This window comes from Stenotrophomonas sp. P2112 (assembly GCF_041897515.1).
Classification (GTDB): Bacteria; Pseudomonadota; Gammaproteobacteria; order Xanthomonadales; family Xanthomonadaceae; genus Stenotrophomonas; species Stenotrophomonas sepilia.
This window is the reverse complement of record NZ_CP169216.1, coordinates 2,945,202-2,963,936: the sequence shown is the minus strand read 5'-3', so window position 1 is coordinate 2,963,936 and position 18,735 is coordinate 2,945,202. Positions and strand designations below refer to the sequence as shown.

General features: G+C 66.0%; 26 protein-coding genes, 2 tRNA genes and 1 pseudogene. 14 read left to right on the top strand and 15 right to left on the bottom strand.

The window, feature by feature from the left end:
• Window positions 1-9: 9 nt before the first annotated feature.
• Both ACEPA4_RS13845 and ACEPA4_RS13840 read left to right on the top strand, forming a co-directional pair.
• Complete coding sequence (locus tag ACEPA4_RS13845; protein ID WP_176556929.1) at window positions 10-513, top strand: hypothetical protein; 504 nt, start codon at window positions 10-12, stop codon at window positions 511-513.
• Between the two features lie 67 nt (window positions 514-580).
• A complete protein-coding gene (locus tag ACEPA4_RS13840) occupies window positions 581-1,027 on the top strand; it encodes a RidA family protein (protein ID WP_032954355.1) in 447 nt (148 codons plus the stop codon).
• Between the two features lie 115 nt (window positions 1,028-1,142).
• Here the strand turns inward: ACEPA4_RS13840 and ACEPA4_RS13835 are convergent, their stop codons facing one another.
• Window positions 1,143-1,604, bottom strand: a complete 462-nt coding sequence (locus ACEPA4_RS13835) for a carboxymuconolactone decarboxylase family protein (RefSeq protein ID WP_069139815.1) — start codon at window positions 1,602-1,604, stop codon at window positions 1,143-1,145.
• A 556-nt stretch (window positions 1,605-2,160) separates the two neighbouring features.
• On the opposite strand from ACEPA4_RS13835, the gene ACEPA4_RS13830 reads away from it, so the two are divergent.
• The gene (locus ACEPA4_RS13830; protein ID WP_005417854.1) at window positions 2,161-2,361 is read left to right on the top strand and encodes a hypothetical protein; all 201 of its coding nucleotides are present in this window, start codon (window positions 2,161-2,163) and stop codon (window positions 2,359-2,361) included.
• Entirely contained in the window at window positions 2,358-2,699 is a 342-nt protein-coding gene (locus tag ACEPA4_RS13825; RefSeq protein WP_005417852.1) for a low molecular weight protein tyrosine phosphatase family protein, read from the top strand. Before ACEPA4_RS13830 ends, ACEPA4_RS13825 begins: the two co-directional genes overlap by 4 nt.
• Here ACEPA4_RS13825 and ACEPA4_RS13820 read toward each other — a convergent pair.
• Window positions 2,678-2,764: pseudogene (locus tag ACEPA4_RS13820) on the bottom strand (GNAT family N-acetyltransferase); the annotation flags it as partial. The gene ACEPA4_RS13825 and the pseudogene ACEPA4_RS13820 sit on opposite strands and share 22 nt — an antisense overlap.
• A gap of 137 nt (window positions 2,765-2,901) precedes the next feature.
• A complete protein-coding gene (locus ACEPA4_RS13815; RefSeq protein ID WP_139727408.1) occupies window positions 2,902-3,417 on the bottom strand; it encodes a DUF3011 domain-containing protein in 516 nt (171 codons plus the stop codon).
• A 241-nt stretch (window positions 3,418-3,658) separates the two neighbouring features.
• Here ACEPA4_RS13815 and ACEPA4_RS13810 point away from each other — a divergent pair, with 241 nt between their 5' ends.
• Complete coding sequence (locus ACEPA4_RS13810; RefSeq protein ID WP_032954354.1) at window positions 3,659-4,054, top strand: hypothetical protein; 396 nt, start codon at window positions 3,659-3,661, stop codon at window positions 4,052-4,054.
• Here ACEPA4_RS13810 and ACEPA4_RS13805 read toward each other — a convergent pair.
• On the bottom strand, window positions 4,046-4,759 hold the full coding sequence (locus ACEPA4_RS13805) for an aspartate/glutamate racemase family protein (RefSeq protein ID WP_065186022.1): 714 nt from the start codon (window positions 4,757-4,759) through the stop codon (window positions 4,046-4,048). The genes ACEPA4_RS13810 and ACEPA4_RS13805 overlap by 9 nt on opposite strands.
• Before the next feature lie 86 nt (window positions 4,760-4,845).
• Here ACEPA4_RS13805 and ACEPA4_RS13800 point away from each other — a divergent pair, with 86 nt between their 5' ends.
• The 5 genes from ACEPA4_RS13800 (at window position 4,846) to ACEPA4_RS13780 (ending at window position 7,161) form a co-directional block, all read left to right on the top strand.
• Entirely contained in the window at window positions 4,846-5,157 is a 312-nt protein-coding gene (locus ACEPA4_RS13800; RefSeq protein ID WP_005417843.1) for a helix-turn-helix transcriptional regulator, read from the top strand.
• Window positions 5,157-5,507 carry a polyketide cyclase gene (locus tag ACEPA4_RS13795; RefSeq protein WP_065179579.1) on the top strand — a complete coding sequence of 117 codons (351 nt, stop codon included), beginning with the start codon at window positions 5,157-5,159 and terminating at the stop codon, window positions 5,505-5,507. Before ACEPA4_RS13800 ends, ACEPA4_RS13795 begins: the two co-directional genes overlap by 1 nt.
• 37 nt (window positions 5,508-5,544) lie before the next feature.
• The gene (locus tag ACEPA4_RS13790) at window positions 5,545-6,153 is read left to right on the top strand and encodes an ATP-dependent Clp protease proteolytic subunit (protein ID WP_005417839.1); all 609 of its coding nucleotides are present in this window, start codon (window positions 5,545-5,547) and stop codon (window positions 6,151-6,153) included.
• A gap of 98 nt (window positions 6,154-6,251) precedes the next feature.
• A complete protein-coding gene (locus tag ACEPA4_RS13785) occupies window positions 6,252-6,893 on the top strand; it encodes a LysE family translocator (protein WP_005417837.1) in 642 nt (213 codons plus the stop codon).
• A 94-nt stretch (window positions 6,894-6,987) separates the two neighbouring features.
• On the top strand, window positions 6,988-7,161 hold the full coding sequence (locus tag ACEPA4_RS13780) for a DUF1328 domain-containing protein (RefSeq protein ID WP_005417836.1): 174 nt from the start codon (window positions 6,988-6,990) through the stop codon (window positions 7,159-7,161).
• Between the two features lie 36 nt (window positions 7,162-7,197).
• Here the strand turns inward: ACEPA4_RS13780 and ACEPA4_RS13775 are convergent, their stop codons facing one another.
• The 3 genes from ACEPA4_RS13775 to ACEPA4_RS13765 are packed head-to-tail and all read right to left on the bottom strand — an operon-like array spanning window position 7,198 to window position 8,094.
• A complete protein-coding gene (locus ACEPA4_RS13775) occupies window positions 7,198-7,530 on the bottom strand; it encodes an SMR family transporter (protein WP_065179577.1) in 333 nt (110 codons plus the stop codon).
• Window positions 7,531-7,563: 33 nt separating this feature from the next.
• On the bottom strand, window positions 7,564-7,797 hold the full coding sequence (locus ACEPA4_RS13770; RefSeq protein WP_005417832.1) for a DUF1653 domain-containing protein: 234 nt from the start codon (window positions 7,795-7,797) through the stop codon (window positions 7,564-7,566).
• Window positions 7,798-7,809: 12 nt separating this feature from the next.
• A complete protein-coding gene (locus ACEPA4_RS13765; protein ID WP_065196609.1) occupies window positions 7,810-8,094 on the bottom strand; it encodes a hypothetical protein in 285 nt (94 codons plus the stop codon).
• Between the two features lie 402 nt (window positions 8,095-8,496).
• Here ACEPA4_RS13765 and ACEPA4_RS13760 point away from each other — a divergent pair, with 402 nt between their 5' ends.
• The 3 genes from ACEPA4_RS13760 to ACEPA4_RS13750 all read left to right on the top strand — a co-directional run bounded on the left by ACEPA4_RS13760 (window position 8,497) and on the right by ACEPA4_RS13750 (window position 9,769).
• Window positions 8,497-8,703, top strand: a complete 207-nt coding sequence (locus ACEPA4_RS13760; protein WP_065196610.1) for a hypothetical protein — start codon at window positions 8,497-8,499, stop codon at window positions 8,701-8,703.
• 133 nt (window positions 8,704-8,836) lie between these two features.
• Window positions 8,837-9,394, top strand: a complete 558-nt coding sequence (locus ACEPA4_RS13755) for a DUF3011 domain-containing protein (protein ID WP_005417825.1) — start codon at window positions 8,837-8,839, stop codon at window positions 9,392-9,394.
• Window positions 9,395-9,565: 171 nt separating this feature from the next.
• Window positions 9,566-9,769 carry a hypothetical protein gene (locus ACEPA4_RS13750; protein ID WP_005417823.1) on the top strand — a complete coding sequence of 68 codons (204 nt, stop codon included), beginning with the start codon at window positions 9,566-9,568 and terminating at the stop codon, window positions 9,767-9,769.
• Window positions 9,770-9,901: 132 nt separating this feature from the next.
• Here the strand turns inward: ACEPA4_RS13750 and dxs are convergent, their stop codons facing one another.
• The 7 genes from dxs to ACEPA4_RS13715 all read right to left on the bottom strand — a co-directional run bounded on the left by dxs (window position 9,902) and on the right by ACEPA4_RS13715 (window position 16,422).
• Window positions 9,902-11,809 (bottom strand): 1-deoxy-D-xylulose-5-phosphate synthase, encoded by a 1,908-nt coding sequence (dxs, locus tag ACEPA4_RS13745; protein ID WP_053499260.1) that lies wholly within the window; start codon window positions 11,807-11,809, stop codon window positions 9,902-9,904.
• A 105-nt stretch (window positions 11,810-11,914) separates the two neighbouring features.
• Window positions 11,915-12,580 (bottom strand): HNH endonuclease, encoded by a 666-nt coding sequence (locus ACEPA4_RS13740; RefSeq protein ID WP_032954353.1) that lies wholly within the window; start codon window positions 12,578-12,580, stop codon window positions 11,915-11,917.
• A gap of 413 nt (window positions 12,581-12,993) precedes the next feature.
• A complete protein-coding gene (locus ACEPA4_RS13735; RefSeq protein ID WP_065196611.1) occupies window positions 12,994-14,784 on the bottom strand; it encodes an acyl-CoA dehydrogenase C-terminal domain-containing protein in 1,791 nt (596 codons plus the stop codon).
• A gap of 64 nt (window positions 14,785-14,848) precedes the next feature.
• Window positions 14,849-15,325 (bottom strand): LEA type 2 family protein, encoded by a 477-nt coding sequence (locus tag ACEPA4_RS13730; protein ID WP_065196612.1) that lies wholly within the window; start codon window positions 15,323-15,325, stop codon window positions 14,849-14,851.
• A gap of 163 nt (window positions 15,326-15,488) precedes the next feature.
• A complete protein-coding gene (locus ACEPA4_RS13725; protein WP_005417806.1) occupies window positions 15,489-16,040 on the bottom strand; it encodes a lipocalin family protein in 552 nt (183 codons plus the stop codon).
• A 159-nt stretch (window positions 16,041-16,199) separates the two neighbouring features.
• Window positions 16,200-16,275, bottom strand: a tRNA-Phe gene (locus tag ACEPA4_RS13720).
• 71 nt (window positions 16,276-16,346) lie between these two features.
• Window positions 16,347-16,422: transfer RNA gene (locus ACEPA4_RS13715), tRNA-Phe, on the bottom strand.
• A gap of 364 nt (window positions 16,423-16,786) precedes the next feature.
• Between ACEPA4_RS13715 and ACEPA4_RS13710 the strand changes: the two genes are divergently transcribed.
• The gene (locus tag ACEPA4_RS13710) at window positions 16,787-17,812 is read left to right on the top strand and encodes an NADP-dependent oxidoreductase (protein WP_164093382.1); all 1,026 of its coding nucleotides are present in this window, start codon (window positions 16,787-16,789) and stop codon (window positions 17,810-17,812) included.
• A 79-nt stretch (window positions 17,813-17,891) separates the two neighbouring features.
• Here the strand turns inward: ACEPA4_RS13710 and ACEPA4_RS13705 are convergent, their stop codons facing one another.
• Window positions 17,892-18,734 carry a bifunctional transcriptional activator/DNA repair enzyme AdaA gene (locus tag ACEPA4_RS13705; RefSeq protein ID WP_065196615.1) on the bottom strand — a complete coding sequence of 281 codons (843 nt, stop codon included), beginning with the start codon at window positions 18,732-18,734 and terminating at the stop codon, window positions 17,892-17,894.
• Between the last annotated feature and the right edge of the window lies 1 nt (window position 18,735).

Genomic DNA, 18,735 nt, shown 5'->3' with positions numbered 1-18,735 from the left:
CTTCCGGCCATGCGTTCTTCCCACGGCTTCCGCACCGCCCCAATCCCCTCTGGCTGGGTCCAGACCGGCGAGCGCTGGGCGCTTTGGTACAACGGCCGGGAGACGGCCAGCGTCACGCCCGACGGCGGTTCCGGGGTCCGGCTATGGATGGAAGGCCAGAAGATGTGGCAGGTGAAGGAAGTGCGCGCGGCCAACGTCCGGCAGGCGAAGCGGTACGCCGAGCGCTGGTGCGCGGCCAGGCTGTATCCCGATCTTCCCCTGCGCCAGGCGGTCGCCCGGCTGACCGACAGCACTCCGATCCAGCCCGAGCCGCCGCTGCTAGGCCTGCCGCCGACGCGCGAGCAGCAGCAACAGGCCCGGCGCCTGGCCGAGGCCGGGCGGTTGGAACTGGCGCGGATCAAGGAAGCGCTGGAACCGCGCCGACCGCCGAAGGAGACCAAGCCCAGGGCGAGGGATCCGATGAAGGCATGGGTCAAGGCAGGTAGAGAGCAGCTGTCCCGCGCTCGAATCTGATCCCCCGTTCAGGGGAGGCGGTCGACTCAAAATGCTTGCCACACTTGCCCTTTCACCAGAGAGAGCAATGATGAACGCTACCAATCGAAAGACCGCCAGCTTCGGAGTGCCGTGGGAATCGGCCTACGGGTACGTACAGGCCGTCCGCGTCAACAACACGATCTTCGTGTCCGGCCAGCTCTCGCACACGCCGCAGGGCGAGCTGGTTGCGCCGGCGGAGCTGGGGGCCGACGGCAAGCCCGCCAACTTCGATACCATGGAAGCCCAGATGAGGCGCACCTACGAGAACGCGCAGGTGCTGCTGGCAGAGCTGGGTGGGTCGATCGCGGACGTGGTCGAGGAAACGCTGTTCGTCATCGACGTTCCGGCCGCTTTCGCGGCCAGTAGCAAAGTCCGGCCGGCCGTGTATGGCCAGCCGGTGCCGCAGGTGGCCAGCAACCTGATCGGGGTCTCGGCGTTGGCCTTCCCCGAGCAGCTGATTGAGATTGCCTTCCGGGCGGAAGTCCAGGGTTAAGGCACTATGTGGGCGGGGCTTGCTCCGCCCGTTCCTTGCGGTGAGTAGGCCACCGATGGTTTTTACGAGCGCCTCGGCCCGGACAAAGCCAGGACGATCTCCGGCGTGCCGTACGCTACTTCTCCGCAGCGGGCTTGGCGCGGGGCTTCAATCTGAAGCTCACGCCCATCCGGTTGATCGCGTTCATGGCCGCAATGGTGAGCGTGAGGTCGACCAGGTCTTTCTCGCCGAATACTGCGGCTACTTTTTCGTACGCCTCATCAGATGCATGGGTTTCGCTCACGAGCGTCACTTCCTCTGCCCATGCCAGTGCGGCGCGCTCTTGTTCGGAGAATAGATAGGCGGCCTCGTGCCAAACAGGTAGGAGAGCGATTGTGTCGAACGGCATGCCTTCCTTAAGCAGATCACGGGTATGAATGTCGATGCAGTGGGCGCAGCCGTTTAGCTGCGACACACGCAAAAACACCAGATGCACCAGTTTCGGCGGCAGAGATGTGTTCGCGGTCACAAAGTGATGCAGTTGCCCCACGGCTTTGGCGCCCTCGGGAGAGACTACGAACCAGTTCGCTCGATTCATTTTAATGGGTCCTTTTCGGGTATCTGTGGGGCCGGAACCGCCCCACCCGAAGCAAGGACGCCGACGGGCAGCAGTTCGTGACACCTGCCTAGGCTCGTCGCGATCCGCTGCATGTACGCTCGCCGAGGAAGGGGATGCTGGCCGTGGGGCGCTAGATACGGGGCGCGGCGGGGAGCACCCGGAGAAGATCCTCGATTGGCGGGACAGGGAAGGGGATTGGCTGATGGGGGGATCGCATCGCCGCCGTTCGGATGGCGTCGGGTAGAGCCGCCATATGCACCCTATCGGCTCGTAAGTGATTGATCGGATTGGGGCGCAATTTGCACTTTTGGGATGCCCTGCGAAGGCCTGAAACCCTTACAGATCAACGGGATGGGCCTATCTGGAACGATGCCTGGGGGGCAGAGGGTCGTCGGTTCGAATCCGGCCGTCCCGACCACTGTGATGAATCAAGAAGCCCGCGCAGCGATGCGTGGGCTTTTTTGTGCGTGCGGTGTATGCTGCGCGCCACTCGTACTACCGCGGCTGCTGAACCCGGTACTCACGAGAACACATCATGGAATCTGCAAGAAACCGTGCCTGGCGTCGCAGCCAGGCCCGCAATCGTGGTGGCGACCGCGCCACGACCGCCTACCGCTACAAGCCCGAGAAGAGCTGGAAGCTGTTGTATACGCGCGATGCCAAGCTCGCGCGTGCACGCCAGCTGGGCTTCACCTATCCGGTCCTCAGCGCCCGGCAACTGCAGGAACAGGAATGATCAACCTGCTGTTCGTCTGCAGCCGCAACCAGCTGCGGAGCCCGACCGCCGAAGCCATGTGGCGACGGCGGCCCGGCTTCAACGCGCTGTCGGCCGGCACCAGCCCGCATGCACGACGCCCCATCGGCCCGGCGGATATCCGCTGGGCCGATGTCATCTTCGTGATGGAGGCCAAGCACCAGCATCGCCTGCGGGCCGCATACGCGCGCCTGCTGGAACACAAGCGCCTGCATTGCCTGGACATCCCCGACGACTATCGCTGCATGGATCCGGTGTTGATGGACCTGCTGGACGCAAAGGTGACCACGTATCTCGATCAGCTGCCGGAAAAGCGGTAGATCAGCTCCGGATCGCCTTCGTCCAATCCATGCCCGATGCCGCTGTCGATGAAACCCGAGGCGGGCATCACCTCGCGGATATGCAGCATCGTCGAGGAAGGATCGGGTGGTGCCATCGCAGGCTCCTGGACTGGATGCGCCCAGTCCATCGATCACGTCGGCCGTGTCTGCGTATCCGCCAAAGCCAGCGTGTGGTCGGCAGTCAATACACGCGGAACTCGGCACGGCAGCCGTCGCTGACCCACACCCCGCGGCGGTCCCAGCCCCAGTTGCGGTCCTCGACGCACGGCGTCACCGACTTCTGCTTGACCAGGCGCACTTCATGGCGCACCCGGATGCGGCATTCCTTGTCCTTCTGCTCGTAGGACTCGCAGACCAGGCGCTCGCCGTCGTCATCCCGATCACGATCCCGGCCGTGCCCCGGCCAGCGGCCGCGTCCCTGTTCGTCTGCCACGAACTCAGCACGGCAGCCTTCGGTGACCCAGAGCATGCGGCGGCTCTGGCCCCAGTTCTGGTCCTCGACGCAGCGGGTGACCGACAGCTGCCTGGCCATGCGCATGCGGCCTTCGATCGGGCACTGCTGGGTCTTGTTGAACTGCGACTCGCAACGCAGCGGCGGAATGTGATCGCTGTCGTAGTCCTGGGCGGCCACCGTGGTGGCCACCAGCAGCAGGGCCAGGGCGGAGGTGGCAATGGGCGGCAACAGGCGATGGGTCATGGAGAGCCTCGGCAGGGGAATGGGCCGCAAGAATGGACCAGCCCGAGGCCGTCGGAACGGATCGTTCCGGCGCTGGCTCAGTGGGGATTTAGTAGTGCGCACCGGCCCATGCAGGGCCTTACATCCCTTATCATCGCGGCACATCCGATCGCATCGGCTTACACCTTCTTACATGTCTCCCACGCATGCCGGCGCAGCCTGTGGCTGCCGTCACTGGCGTGCAGCCGGCTTGCGGAGGAGGATGCGCGGACCACGACGACCACAGGGGGTTGCGTTGATCAGCAGTACCGTCATTCATCGCTCGGCTGGCGCAGAGGCCGGGCAGGTGCGTGTCCTGGACACCACGTTCAAGGGCAAGCATGTGTTCATTGCGTGGGGCCTGCGCGGGCCGGAACTGACCCGCAGCGCAGACCCGCCCGCCACCGTGGCTGCGCGCAAGGCGTTGCACGCCGTGGCCGGCCACAGCGAAGGGCCGCGCAGCCCGGAGGTGTTCATCGCCAACCAGTCGGCGGTGGCGATTACCGTCTATCGGCTGCTGACCGAAGCGCGTTCGGGCGATGCCATCTTCTTCCTGTGTGATTCGCAGGCTGTGGTCGACTGGCTGATCACCGCACTGGAAGTCCAGGGCCTAGGCTGACGCTGCGCGCGGTCGGGCCAGCGCAGCGTCCACCGCCGCAAGCGCGTGCAGGGTGGTCGTGTCGAACAACGGCACCGCACTGTCCTCGGGGCGCACCAGCAGCATGATCTCGGTACAGCCGAGGATGATCGCTTCGGCGCCGCGCGCGACCAGCCGCGCAATCACGCCGGCGTACACCTGCCGCGAGTGCTCGCTGGCCACGCCGGCGATCAGCTCCTGGTAGATGATGTCGTGCACGCAGCGGCGATCATCAGCCTCCGGAACCAGTACCTGCAGCCCGAAGCGGTCCTGCAGCCGGTCGCGGTAGAACGCCTGCTCCATGGTGAAGGCGGTGCCGAGCAGTCCCACCTTGCGGATGCCTGCCTGCAGGATCGCCGTGGCGGTCGGGTCGGCGATATGCAGCAGGGGCAGCGGGCATTCGGCTTCGATCCGGCCGGCCAGCATATGCATGGTGTTGGTGCAGATCACCAGCAGCTCGGCGCCACCGGCCTGCAGTCGCCGCGCGGCATCGAGCATGTGGTTGCCCAGCACATCCCACTGACCGTCGTGCTGCAACTGCTTGATGTCGGCGAAATCCACCGACCACAGCAGCAGTTGCGCCGAATGCGCGCCACCGAGGCGATTCCGCACCGCCTCGTTGATGAGCCGGTAGTACTGCGCCGAGCTTTCCCAGCTCATGCCGCCGATCAGGCCAAGGGTCTTCATGCACTGCTCCATGCCAGGAAGCCGTCATTGCAGCACAGCGGCTGTGGCAGTTGCACTACACATTAGTAGTTGCTAATGTGTTGATCATGATCGAGAACGCCCTGTTCAAGGCGCTGGCTGACCCCACCCGCCGCCACATCTTCGAAAAGCTGGCCGATGGCGGGCGGCATGCCAGCGCGCTGCGCGAGGGCATTGCGATCAGCCAGTCTGCGATGTCCCAGCACCTGGCAGTGCTGCGCGATGCAGGGCTGGTGCGTGAGCAGCGCCAGGGGCGCTTCGTCCACTATGAAGTCGATCCGCGCGGGCTGGCCCACATCGGACGCTGGCTGCAGCGTTACCGGGCCTACTGGCCGGCGCGGATGTCCGCACTGCAGAACCTGCTGGAGGAGATGGACTGATGGACGATGTTCTGAAGGAAGCGGCTCCCGCGCTGGTGATGGAGCAGCGGTTGCCTGCGCCACCGGAACGGGTCTGGCGCGCACTGTTCGATCCGGCACTGCGTGAGCGCTGGTTGCCTGCCGCCGATCTTGCCGATCCAAAGCCCTGCCTGTTCGAGGAGGGGCGGGAGCTCGGATTCCGCTTGCGCGATGCACAGCCCCCACATCTGCACAGCCTGGTGTGTTTCCGGCTGCGCGCTGATGAGGATGGGGGAACGGTGCTGACCATCGTGCATCGGCTCACCGACCGGCGCGCGCTGATACCGCCGGCGTCCAACGATGACCATCGCACGGTGATGCGCGCGGCGTGAGCCGGCGCCTGGATCGAACGCTACAGGGAGCAGGCACATGCGGGACAGAATGCAGCTGGTACCGATGGTGGTGGAACGCAGCGAGCGCGGTGAGCGCTCCTATGACATCTACTCGCGGCTCCTGCGCGAGCGCATCATCTTTCTCAACGGCGAAGTCGATGACACCGTATCGGCGCTGGTCTGCGCGCAACTGCTGTTCCTTGAATCTGAAAATCCGGAGAAGCCGATCCATCTGTACATCAACTCGCCGGGTGGGGTGATCTCCAGCGGCCTGGCGATGTACGACACGATGCAATACATCTCGGCCCCGGTGCATACGCTGTGCATGGGCACCGCGCGGTCGATGGGTTCGTTCCTGCTGATGGCCGGCGAGCCGGGTCACCGCGCGGCGCTGGCCAATGCCAGCCTGCATGTGCACCAGCCGCTGGGCGGGGTGCAGGGCCAGGCTTCGGACATCTTCATCCACGCCGAGGAGATGCAGCGCACCAAGCAGCGCATCACCCAGCTGTATGCGCGGCATTGCGGACGCAGTTTCGAGGAGGTCGAACAGACCCTGGACCGCGATCGGTTCATGAGCGCCGAGCAGGCATGCGAATGGGGCCTGATCGACCAGGTACTGGTACGGCGCGACGCGCTCGCGGCCTGAGCCTGCCTCTGTAACCACCGCATCCATGCTGCACTGTGTGTGCCGCGCCAGGCCGGCGCACTCTATGCTGGTTGGATGTTCTGAAGTGGACGCCCGACATGGCCCTGCATACCTGGTGGTGGTTCCTGGCCACGGTCTTCGTGCTGTGCGGGACGCCTGGGCCCAACATGCTGCACATCCTTGGCCGCAGCGTCGGGCTGGGATTTCGCGGCAGCGTGCCGGCCATGGCCGGCTGCCTGCTGGCGATGCTGCTGGTGCTGGCGGCTTCCGCAGCGGGCCTGAGTGCGCTGCTGCATTCCTCGCCCATGCTGTTCGAGGTGCTGCGCTATCTCGGTGTGGCCTACCTGGCCTGGCTCGGCATCAAGGCCTGGCGCGACAGTTGCCGGCCCGCACCCGCGGTGGCCGATGCTGACGAGGTCACACTGGCGCCGGTACATGGCGCAGGAACGGTGTTCCGCGGCGGCCTGTGGGTCGGCCTGAGCAATCCCAAACTACTGCTGTTCGCCGCAGCGTTCCTGCCACAGTTCGTCGACCCGTCGCGCAGCCAGGCCGTGCAGTACAGCGTGCTGGTGGCGACCTTCGCGGCCTGCGAACTGTTCTGGTACGTGATGTATGCGGCCGGTGGTCACGGCCTGCGCCGTTGGCTCGCCAAGCCATTCGCACGGCGCTGGTTCGAGCGGCTGGTGGGAAGCGTGTTCCTGGCTTTCGCAGTGGCGTTGTTGCGCTTCCGGCCGCGTTGATTCACGCCGCACACGCGGCCCGTTCACGAGCGCCGCATCGGTGGAGGCCTAGCCTGATCGCACCGTTTGCATTCCCTGCTGGGAAAGGATCGACATGATCAAGTGGGCCATCATCTTCGCCATCATCGGCATCATCGCGGGCGTGCTGGGCTTCGGCGGCATCGCTGGCGCCGCCGTGGGCATTGCCAAGTTCCTGTTCTGGGCAGGCATCATCATCGCCGTGGTGCTGTTCCTGATCGGCATGAGCGTGGCGAAGAAGGTCAGCTGAAGAAGGTCAGCTATCGCCGTTCGCGCAGCAGCGTCTTCAGTGCGCGCTGCTGCGCGAGAACAGATTGATCACCAGTACGCCGGCGCAGATCAGGCCGATCCCGATCAATGCCGGTGCATCCAGCCGCTGCTTGAACACCACCAAGCCGATCAGCGAGATCAGCACGATGCCGACGCCGGACCAGATTGCATAGGCGATGCCGGTCGGCACCGACTTCATGGTGACCGACAGCAGGTAGAAGCACAGCCCATAGCCAACCAGCGCGCCCACTGTCGGCCACAGCCGGCTCATGCCGTCCGAGGCCTTCAGCAGCGACGTGGCGATCACTTCCAGCACGATGGCGGCGGCCAAGTAGACATAGGGGTTCATCGTGGGCTCCGGTTCACTGCGGGTCGCACCGGATCAGTCGTCGATGCGAGCGAAGCGCGCCTGCGGGCCGTGTTCGCCCGGAACCTGCTCGATGAACATCGGGTAGGGGCGTACCCACAGGCCGCCTTCGCCATAGAGTGCGCGATAGAGCACCATCGGCTCCAACGTCTCGCTGCTGCGGACGATGTCGATCACCTCGTAGTCGCCGCCCTTGAAGTGGCGATACCGGCCACGGGCGAGATCGGGCAGGGGAGTCAGCTCAGCCATGGCAGGGCGTGCTCACTTGCGCGCCGGGCTGGCGGGCTTGGCGCAGTACGCGTCGATGGCCTCGGCCGTGTTGGCCAGGCCCTGCGCCTGCGCCAGCTCCCAGGGGCGCTCGCAGCGCTGGCTGTGTTCGCACCACTGATACCCGGCAGAGCCGATACAGCCGTGCGCATCACGGTCGCCCCCCACCACCGGCGTCGCTGGCGACGCCTCAGCGGCATCAGCGCGCGCGGTCGCCGTGTCCTGGCTGGCACAGCCGGCCAGAGCCAGCAGGGCCGGGATCAGAAGAAGCACCTTCATGTGCGAGCTCCGCGCCTAAAGCGACATTTTCTGTCGCAAATAGCTCGACAGCAAGCGCTCAATGCACGGCGGCGCGGATCAACTCTTCGATCAGGATCAGATAGCTGGCCACGAAATAGAACTTCAGCAACGTCCAGCGTTGCTGTGAGAAGAAGGTGCGCATGTGGAAGGGGCCCCTGTTGATGACGGTAGTGTGAAGCCAGCCTGACTCCGTGACAAGGATCACGGAATGAACGGGCTAAACGGACTCAGGGATGTGAGGAAAGCCAAGATCCGACGCGAAGGCGCGGCATTTTCGTACAAATCTGATAGGCCATCCCGGAGGCGGTCGCTAGCCTGATGGTGTAACGGCAAGCGGCCCGCTGCCTGCCACTGCACCCTTTCATCCGCAGGAGCCTCCCGATGGTCATCACCGTCCAATGCAATGCCCAGCGCTGGTCCGTACTGCATCCGCAGATGAGCGACACCACCGGTTACGCCCGGGGCGCCGACGCCTTTGATGCCGCCGCCGCGCTGGCCCTGGAGCATCACCGCCGCACCGGCCAGCGCAGCACGGTGCGGGTCGAGGCGCTTGGCAACACGGTAGACGCGCTTTACGTTGGAGAGTGACGCCAGCCCCCCGTAGTGCAGTCAGCCACGGTTGAGTTGTTTGAATGGAGGAACAACTGCCATCGCGCCTCCCTCTGTGCGCCGGGCCGTGAATCCCGGATGCTTGCGCCATCGTATTCATCTGGAGATCTCGATGGGCAAGGCACTCACCTGGCGCACCCTGGCCTGCACCCTGTTGCCGATGCTGGCGGCCGCCGGCGGCGCCCAGGCGCAGAGCTATGGCTACGGCTACGACGACGACCGCTATGGCGGCCGCGATGGCAGTGGCATCGTGCGCTGCGAGTCGGTCAAGAACCGCAGCAACGAGTGCCGCCTGGATGGCCGCGCGCGGCTGATCCGCCAGTTGTCCGGTTCGCCCTGTGTGGAAGGTGAGACCTGGGGCCAGTCGCGCAACGGCGTCTGGGTCACACAGGGGTGCCGTGCCGAATTCGTCGGTGAGTACCGCCGCGGCGGCGGCTGGGGCGGCAATGGCGGCGGCTGGGGCAACGGCAATGGATGGGGTGGCGGCGATGTGGTTACCTGCCATTCCAATGGCCACCGGCAGGAGTACTGCGATGCCCGCATCCGCCGGGGCGTGCGCCTGATCCGCCAGGACTCGCGCAGTGCCTGCATCGAAGGCCAGAGCTGGGGCTGGGATCGCCGCGGCATCTGGGTGAGCGATGGCTGCAGGGCGCAGTTTCAGGTGAACTGAGCTTTACGGATTCAACCCATGAAAATCAGAATAATCTGATACAGCTCACATTTTGAACGCCGTATCGTCTGTGATCAGGGCGCCTTGCGTGCCCTGATTCCCGATGTCGATTGCCGTAGCCGGCATCAGCATCGCGCCGCCGTCGATACGCTGCCTCAAGGAGTGAGCTGCATGTTGATCCGCCTGCAATGCGAACAGCGCCAGTGGCGCGTGCTGCACCCGGATAGGCCGGAGCCAATCGAGTTCCGTGATGGCGCACGAGCCTATGACTTTGCCGAGACCCTGGCCCGCCTGCACTTCGTCGACACCGGGCAGCGCGCCGCCGTGCGCGTGGAGGCCAGCGGGGCGTTCGTGGAAGCGGTCAGTTACGGTTGAGCGTGGGGCGCCTGCCGGGGCGGGCCTGCGGGGTCCGGCCATCCACGCATGGCGTGGAACCACCTGCTTCCACCGTGGAAGGTGCGAGCCTTCGGCTGCACCTTCCCGTGATGCGTGGATTCCTGATCGGCCTCAGCCCGCTGCGCTCAGCGGTGGGCTGCCTGCGGCCAGCTGTGGCCAACGCTTGAGCACGGCGGCGCGGATGCCGGCCGCATCGATACCGGCTTCGGCCAGCAGGTCCTCGCGGCTGGCGTGGTGCTGGTAGCTGTCGGGCAGGCCCAGGTGCAGGATCGGACGCAGCACGCCTTCGGCATTGAGCAGTTCACCGACACCGGAACCGGCACCGCCGGCCACGACGTTGTCTTCGATCGTGACCAGGCCCTCGTGCTGCGCGGCCATGGTCAGCACCAGCTCGCGATCCAGTGGCTTGATGAAGCGCATGTTGACCACGCTCAGGCCCAGTTCGCGGCCGACCTGCTCGGCGGCGGGCACGGTGCTGCCGAAGGCAAGCAGGGCGATGCGGTTGCCCTGCAGGCGCAACTCGCCCTTGCCGATCGGCAGGGTCGACAGGTCGGTGCCGGCCGCAACGCCGGTACCCGTACCGCGCGGGTAGCGCACGGCCGCCGGACCCGGGTGCTGCAGGCCGGTGCTGAGCATCTGCCGGCACTCGGCTTCATTGGAGGGTGCCATCACCACCATGTTCGGCACGCAGCGCAGGAAGCTGAGGTCGAGGTTGCCGGCGTGGGTCGCGCCGTCCGGACCGACCACGCCAGCGCGGTCGATCGCAAACAGCACGTCCAGATCCTGGATCGCCACGTCGTGCACCAGCTGGTCGTACGCACGCTGCAGGAAGGTGGAGTAGATCGCCACCACCGGCTTGCCACCCTGGGTGGCCATGCCGGCGGCGAGGGTGACCGCGTGCTGCTCGGCGATCGCCACGTCGAAATAGCGCTGCGGGTATTCCTTGCTGAAGCGCACCAGGCCAGAGCCTTCGCGCATCGCCGGAGTGATGCCGTAGAGGCGCGGCTCGGCGGCGGCGGCATCGCACAGCCAGTCGCTGAATACATCGGTATAGGTCGGCTTCTTGGCCCCGGCCTTGGCCACCAGGCCCTTGTCCGGATCGAACGGGCCCACGGCGTGGTAACCGATCTGATCGCCTTCTGCCGGCTCGTAGCCCTTGCCCTTGGTGGTCATCACATGCAGCAGCTTCGGGCCCTTGGAGGCGCGCAGCGTCTTCAGGGTGGACAACAGGGCCGGCATGTCGTGGCCGTCGATCGGGCCGGTGTAGTGGAAGCCCATTTCCTCGAACATCGTGGAGGGCACGAACATGCCCTTCCAGTGTTCTTCCCAGCGCTTCACGAAACGCGCCGGGTTGTTCTTCTTGTCACCGAGGATCTTCTTGCCACCTTCGCGCAGCGCGTTGAGCGTACGGCTGCCGGTCGCTCGGCCCAGCATCTTGGTCAGGCCGCCCACTGCCTCGGAGATCGACATGTTGTTGTCGTTGAGGATCACCAGCAGGTTCGGCTCCGGCTCCATGCCACCGGCGTGCATCAGCGCCTCAAATGCCATGCCGGCAGTCATCGCGCCGTCACCGATCACTGCCACAACCTTGCGGTCGTCGCCTTCGGACTGGCGGGCGATGGCCATGCCGAGCGCGGCCGAGATCGAGGTGGAGGAGTGGCCGACGCCGAAGGTGTCGTACTCGCTTTCCTCGCGCTTCGGGAACGGCGCGACACCGTCCTTCTGCTTGACAGTATGGATCTCGTCGCGGCGGCCGGTCAGGATCTTGTGCGGGTAGGTCTGATGGCCGACGTCCCACACCAGCTGGTCGACCGGGGTCTGGTACAGATAGTGCAGGGCCACCGTGAGCTCGATAACGCCCAGGCCGGCGGCGAAGTGACCTCCGCTCTTGCCCACCGATTCGATGAGGTAGGCGCGCAGTTCGTCGGCGACCGCCCTCAATTCGGATTCGTCGAACGTGCGCAGGTCATCCGGTGTCTGGATGCGCGCGAGGCGGGGATAGCGGGCAGAGTCGATCATCATGTTCGCACTTTTTCTGAACGCCCATTTTCGCCCTCAAACGGGGGTGGGGCAAGCAAACGCCGCCGTCCGTGACAGGACGGTGAGGGTTGCATTTTCGGGCGTTCAGGTGCTGAGTTTCGAGCGCTTGGGCAACTGCGCCTTCAGGAAGGCCATCTGGTCGGCCAGGATGTTGCGGTTGGACAGGATCAGGTGCTCGATCCAGCTGGGCCGGTAGGGCACTGCCAGCAGGGGCATGCCGGCCTGCTGCGGGGTGCGGTCGCTCTTGCGCGAATTGCAGTGGAAGCACGCGGTGACCACGTTTTCCCAGCAGTCCAGGCCACCTTTGGACAGCGGCATGACATGGTCGCGGGTAAGCGTCGGGCGGGTGAACTGCTGGCCGCAGTACATGCACAGATGGGCGTCGCGGGCGAACAGGGCCTGATTGGTCAGGTTCGGCGTGGGGTCGATCGCGCGGGAGCGGGCGTGGCCGCGGGCGGCGATGATCGGGTGCAGGTCCATGCCGCTCTGCAGGCCGCTGAAGCGGTTGGTGCCACCGTGGATGTGCAGGCAGGGATCGCCGAGCGTCCAGGCCACTGCCTCGCGGGCGTAGAGGCAGGCCGCATCCTGCCAGGTGATCCAGTCCAGTACGCGTCCGTGGGCATCAAGCGAGAGCAGCCGGACCGAACCGGGGCGATGCAGCGTCGTGGCGTTGGGCGATGCTTCGGCGCCCGGAGCAGAAAACGGAGCTCCGGCTTCGATCAGACCCAAGCGTGTAGTGTCTGTCTCCATCGGGAGAACAGCTTATACCTGAATGTTGACGATTTGTGTATCGCCGACAGGCGATACACAAATCGTCAACATTCAGGTCCGCGCATTCCTCCTAATCCCCGCGCCTGTCGGCGCGCCCCCTTAACAAAAGGGGGCTCTTCTCCAGAGGGATGGTCGGGGGTGGGCTGCCGGGCCGGGGTCGGATCCCTTTCCACAGGAAAGGGCTCTGACCCCTCATCCACGCGTGGCGTGGATCTACTGTGTTGACCAAGGTCGACACCTACCAACAGCAGCGGAAATCTGTCGAAGGCGGGGTGGGGCCGGTGGCGTGCGCCGTCCCCCGCAATTGGACCCACCTCGCCATCCCGCAGGAAGCCGGCTGTTGCGGTTGCCGGCCAGCGGCCCGCACTACCGGTGCCGGGCGGCAGCCCGGCTCAGGCGCCGAAGCGCTCGTCGTCCATCGCCATCAGCGGGGCGGCGCCGGACTGGATCGCAGCGGCGTGGCTGAGCGTGCGCGGCAGCACACGGGCGAAGTAGAACCGCGCGGTCTCGCGCTTGCCCTGGGCGAAGGCGGCGCCGTGTGCGCTGGCGTCGGCGGCGGCGACGCTGCGGGCCCACCAGTAGGCCAGCACCACGTAACCCGAATAGAACAGGTAGTCGTAGCTGGCCGCGCCCAGTTCGTCCGGATTGCCGGCCGCGCGCTGGAGCACATCCATCGTCAGCTTGCCCCATTCGGCGGCCTTGGCGCGCAGCGGGCCAATGAACTCGGCCAGCGCTTCGTTGCCCTCGTGTTCCTTGGCGAAGGCTTCGATCTCGGCCAGCATCAGCTTCAGGCCGGCGCCCTGGCTGGACGCGGTCTTGCGGCCGATCAGGTCCAGCGCCTGGATGCCGGTGGTGCCTTCATACAGCGTGGTGATTCGGGCATCGCGGGCCAGCTGTTCCATGCCGTGTTCGCGGATGTAGCCGTGGCCACCGAAGCACTGCAGGGCGTTGTAGGTGTTCTCGATGCCCCATTCGGTCTGGCAGGCCTTCGAGATCGGGGTCAGGAAGCTCACCAGGGTGTCGGCGCGCTCGCGCTCGGCCGCATCCTCGGCATGGTGGGCAACGTCGATGAGGGTGGCGGCGTGCAGCGCCAGCAGGCGGCTGCCTTCGACCAGCGACTTCACCGTCAGCAGCATGCGGCGCACATCCGGGTGGACCAGGATCGGGTCGGCCGGCTTGTCCGGGAATCTGGCACCACTCAGGGCGCGCGACTGCAGGCGCTCACGGCTGTACTTCAGCGCGTTCTGGTAGGCGCGCTCGGACAGGCCGATGCCCTGCAGGCCGACCCCCAGGCGCGCGGTGTTCATCATGGTGAACATCGCCTGCAGGCCCTTGTGCGGCTGGCCGACCAGGTAGCCCTGCGCGCCATCGAAGTTCATCACGCAGGTGACCGACCCCTTGATGCCCATCTTGTGCTCGATCGAGCCGCAGCGCAGTGCGTTGCGCTCGCCGACGTTGCCGTCGCGGTCGACCTTGAACTTCGGGGTGACGAACAGCGAGATGCCCTTGGCACCCGGGGGAGCGTCAGGCAGCTTGGCCAGCACCAGGTGCACGATGTTCCCGGTCAGGTCATGCTCGCCGGCGGTGATGAAGATCTTGGTGCCGGTGATCGAATAGCTCCCATCGGCGTTCGGCTCGGCCTTGGTCTTGAGCAGGCCGAGGTCGGTACCGCAGTGCGGTTCGGTCAGGCACATGGTGCCGGTCCAGCGGCCCTCGATCAGCGGCTTGAGGAAAGCCTCGTGCTGCCAGGCCTCGCCGTGCTGCTTCAGTGCTTCGATGGCGCCGTGGGAGAGCAGCGGGAAGTTGCCCCACGCCAGGTTGGCGGCATTGATCATTTCGTTCAGCGGCACGCCCAGAGTGTGCGGCAGGCCCTGGCCGCCCAGCTCCGGCGAGGCGGTCAGGCCGGTCCAGCCGCCATCGACGAACTGGTCGTAGGCCTGCTTGAAGCCGGGCGGGGTGGTCACTTCACCGGTGGCCTGGTCGAGCACGCAGCCGATCTCGTCGCCGACGCTGTTGAGCGGGGCCAGTACGGTGGCGCTGAAGCGGCCGGCTTCCTCCAGCACGGCATCGACCACGTCGGCGGTGGCGTCGGTGAAGCCCAGGCGGGCGAACAGGGGTTCGACCTTGAGCACGTCGTGCAGGGCGAAACGGAGGTCGGAAAGCGGGGCGGTGTAGCTGCTCATCGGTACGTCTCGATTTGATCAGGGCAGGGGAGAGCGGCGCCGGGCGCCGCCACGAAAGGCGCGTTCAGCGCAGCACGCCGGGCAGGCCGGGGGCCTGGTTGAGGGTGCTGCGGCTGCTGATGTCGAAGCTGCGCTGCTTCTTTTCCTGCGGCGTGGCCGCCACCGTTCCCTTCAGGCCATAGGCCAGGGTGCGGTTGCTGGCCAGCGCATCGGCCACCACCAGGCGCGCGGCCGAGCTGGGCACGAGGTCGACATTGATGACGTCGGCGGAGGTTCCGCCGATGGAGATGCCGGGCTTGGCGTGCAGGGTGCCGGCTTCGTTGTCGCCGACGGTCAGCGCCAGCGAGATGTCATCGAAGGTCATCGGCATCGAGCTGAAGTTCTGCAGGCGCAGGGCCACGGTCCAGTTGCCGTCGGCACGCACGGTCAGCTGCTGCAGGCTGGCCGCCGGTTCCGAAACACGCTTGACGATGCCGTTGTTGCAGGCAACAAGGGCGAGGGTGCACAGGACAATCAAGGCGATACGGAAACGGTGGAGCATGGGCGCAAGTCCTCTGGAGGGGTGCGTTTGGATAAGCATACTACGGCGTATGGTTGTTTGGATCGCCTGTGGCGACCCGTCGCAGAGGGTAGCGCGTGAAGATGGCGGCCGGGCGTGCGCGGTGCCGGACCGCGCGCGCGCGGCGCCGCGGTTGCGACGCGGTTCAATCGGCGGGCGTATCGCGAAGCGGGGCCATCAGGCGCAGCGGGCGCAGGTCGTAGCCCATGGCCTCGGCTTTTTCTTTCAGCGCTTCGAAGCGTGCGCGATCCATTTCCGGCAGGCGCGAGAGGATCCACAGGTACTTCCGGTCCGGTTCACCGACCAGTGCCCACTGATAGTCCGGGTCCAGCGCCAGCACCCAGTAGTCGGCCCAGACCAGCGGGACCCAGCTCAGCCAGTCCGGCGCGAAGCGCACCTGCAACTGGCCGGGATGGCCGGCCACCGCGCGTGCCACGCCTTCGGCGACCACGCGCTCACCGTCGCCGTTGCGGCAGGCGTTGGTGACACTGATGCGGCCATCGCTGCGCAGTCCGTAGTTGGCGGTGATCTCGCCCACGCACTGCTTCTGGAACGAGACCGGAAGATGCGCAATCTCGTGCCACTGGCCGGCGTAGCGATCGATGTCCAGGCGCTCGACCGCGCGCACAGGTTCAGTGGCGATCACCGGGAAAGCGGCCAGCAGCAGGCAGGCGAACAGGGCGGGGCGCAGAGGCATCGTCAGGCTCCAGGCAGGAGTCTGGAGCGTAGGTGCCGCCGCGCATGCCGGTGTAAATGTTTCGTCAACCGGGCGTGTGCGCGGGCGCCGCATCCGCCACTCGTGCAGTGCGCGAAGCACGGACAAAAAAAGACCTGCATCTCTGCAGGTCTCGAAACATGGTGGCCGAAGACGGAATCGAACCGCCGACACGGGGATTTTCAATCCCCTGCTCTACCAACTGAGCTACTCGGCCAAACTGTGTGGCAATCACGATCAACTGCGATTCCCGAAAAAAAGACCCGCATTTCTGCAGGCTGTCGAACGTGGTGGCCGAGGACGGAATCGAACCGCCGACACGGGGATTTTCAATCCCCTGCTCTACCAACTGAGCTACTCGGCCACGTAGTTCATTGCAGCGAGGTCGCTGCCAAGGACGCGCATATTACGGAGGTCAGCCGGCTACGGCAAGCATTTCGGCAAAAAACCTTCACATTGCCGTCTGCGCAGACGCAAGTACTTGATCCGCCGTCGCGGGGCAGGGGGGCGCTGGATGTCGATTCATCCGTGCGCGGTGGCGCGGTGATCATCGCGTGCGGCGGAATTCTGCGGGCCACGGTGATCGACAAACGCGGCGTGGCGCGGCCTGCGCGTGGACGGCACCGATACCGGACATGGAACGCTGTTTTCGTGACCCCCATGGGGGAACGCTGCGGCGTAGTGTCGGCGTCCCTTTCCTGATGCTGGCAACAGCAGAGACCGTCGTCATGTCCGACTCATCGACCACCACCCGCATCGTGCTGGCGTCGCGTCCGCAGGGGGCGCCCACTGCAGCCAATTTCCGCCTGGAGCAGGCCGCGCTGCCGCCCTTGGGCGACGGTGAGGTGCTGCTGCGCAATCGCTACCTCTCACTGGACCCGTACATGCGTGGACGCATGGATGAGGGACCGTCGTATGCCGCGCCGGTGGCAGTGGAAGCTGTGATGGAAGGCCAGACCGTGGCCGAGGTATTGCAGTCCAGGGCTGCGGGTGTCGCAGTGGGCGAACGGGTGCTGGCGCCGGGCGGGTGGCAGACCCACGCGGTGCTGCCGGCCAAGGCGCTGGGCCGCCGCCTGGACCCGGCCGGGCTGCCGTTGAGTACGGCGCTGGGGGTGTATGGCATGCCGGGCTTCACCGCCTATTCCAGCCTTCATGAAATCGCCCGCCTGCAGCCGGGAGAGACGCTGGTGGTGGCCGCCGCAACGGGGCCGGTCGGCGCGACCGTGGCGCAGTTGGCCAAGCTGCAGGGCGCGCGCGTAGTGGCTATCGCCGGTGGCGAGGCCAAGCGTGCCTATCTGCAGACGCTGGGCGTGGACGTGGCGCTGGATCATCGCGCGGCTGATTTTGCCGAGCAGCTGCGCGCGGCGGTACCTGCGGGTATCGACGTGTACTTCGAGAACGTCGGGGGCCATGTACTGGATGCGGTGCTGCCATTGCTCAACGACTTCGCCCGCATTCCGGTGTGCGGCACCATCGCCACCTACAACAATCGTGGCGTCGCGCAGCCTGGCCCGGACCGCCTGCCGGCGCTGTTCAGCCAGATCCTGCGCCAGCGCCTGACCGTGCGCGGTTTCATCGTGCACGACTTCAAGCACCTGTGGCCGGACTTCGAGCGCGAGATGGCGCAGTGGCTGCGCGAGGGCCGCGTCCAGTACCGCGAGGACGTGGTGGAAGGGCTGGAGAAGGCGCCGGAAGCCTTCTTTGGCCTGCTGCAGGGGCGCAACTTCGGCAAGCTGGTGGTGAAGCTGGACTGAGGGCTTGGCCGATGCCGGCCAAGGTTGGCGGCTACCGGAGGTTGGGGGCGCCGACAAGGTCGGCGGCTTGCGGGTCGCGTCAGCCGTTGGCGAGCTTTTCCCGGCGCAGCAGTTCGCGCTTGCGTGCCACGCCCCAGGCATAGCCGGACAGGTCGCCGTCGCGGCGCACCACCCGGTGGCAGGGCACCGCCACGGCCAGCGGATTGCTTGCGCAGGCGCGTGCCACCGCGCGGCTCGATCGCGGCGCGCCGATACGCGCGGCGATTTCGGCATATGAGGCCGTCTGTCCGCGCGGAATCTGCTGCAGCGCCTGCCATACACGTTGCTGGAAGGCCGTGCCGCGGATGTCCAGCGGCAGCGTGGCGCCTCGCGAGGGATCCTCGACCAGGCCCACCACCTGTGCCACCAGTTGTTCATAGCCGCTGTCGGCCCCGACCAGTTCGGCCTGGCGGAAGCGCTGCTGCAGTGACTGCAGCAGCGCTTCCGGATCGTCGCCGAGCAGGATCGCGACCACGCCGGTGGCACTGCTGGCCACCAGCACGCTGCCCAACGAACTTTCGGCAAGCGCGAAGTGGATGACTTCGCCGCGACCACCGGCACGCCATTGCTTCGGCGTCATGCCCAGCAGCTTCGGCGCGTTCTCGTAGAAGCGTCCGCTGGAGCCGAAGCCGGCATCGTGGAAGGCGTCGGTGATGCGTTCCTGTTGTTCCAGCCCGGTGCGCAGGCGGTCGGCGCGCAGCGCGGCAGCGTACTGCTTCGGGGTCAACCCGGTTGCTTCCTTGAAAAGGCGATGCAGACGGGTTGGGCTGCAACCCGCGATCCCGGCCAGTTCCTGCAGCGAGGGTTCGTCGTGGCTGGCTTGAAGGTGGCGGCAAACCCGTTCGACGCGGGCATCGAGGGCGGTGGTGGCGGTGCTGTCCATG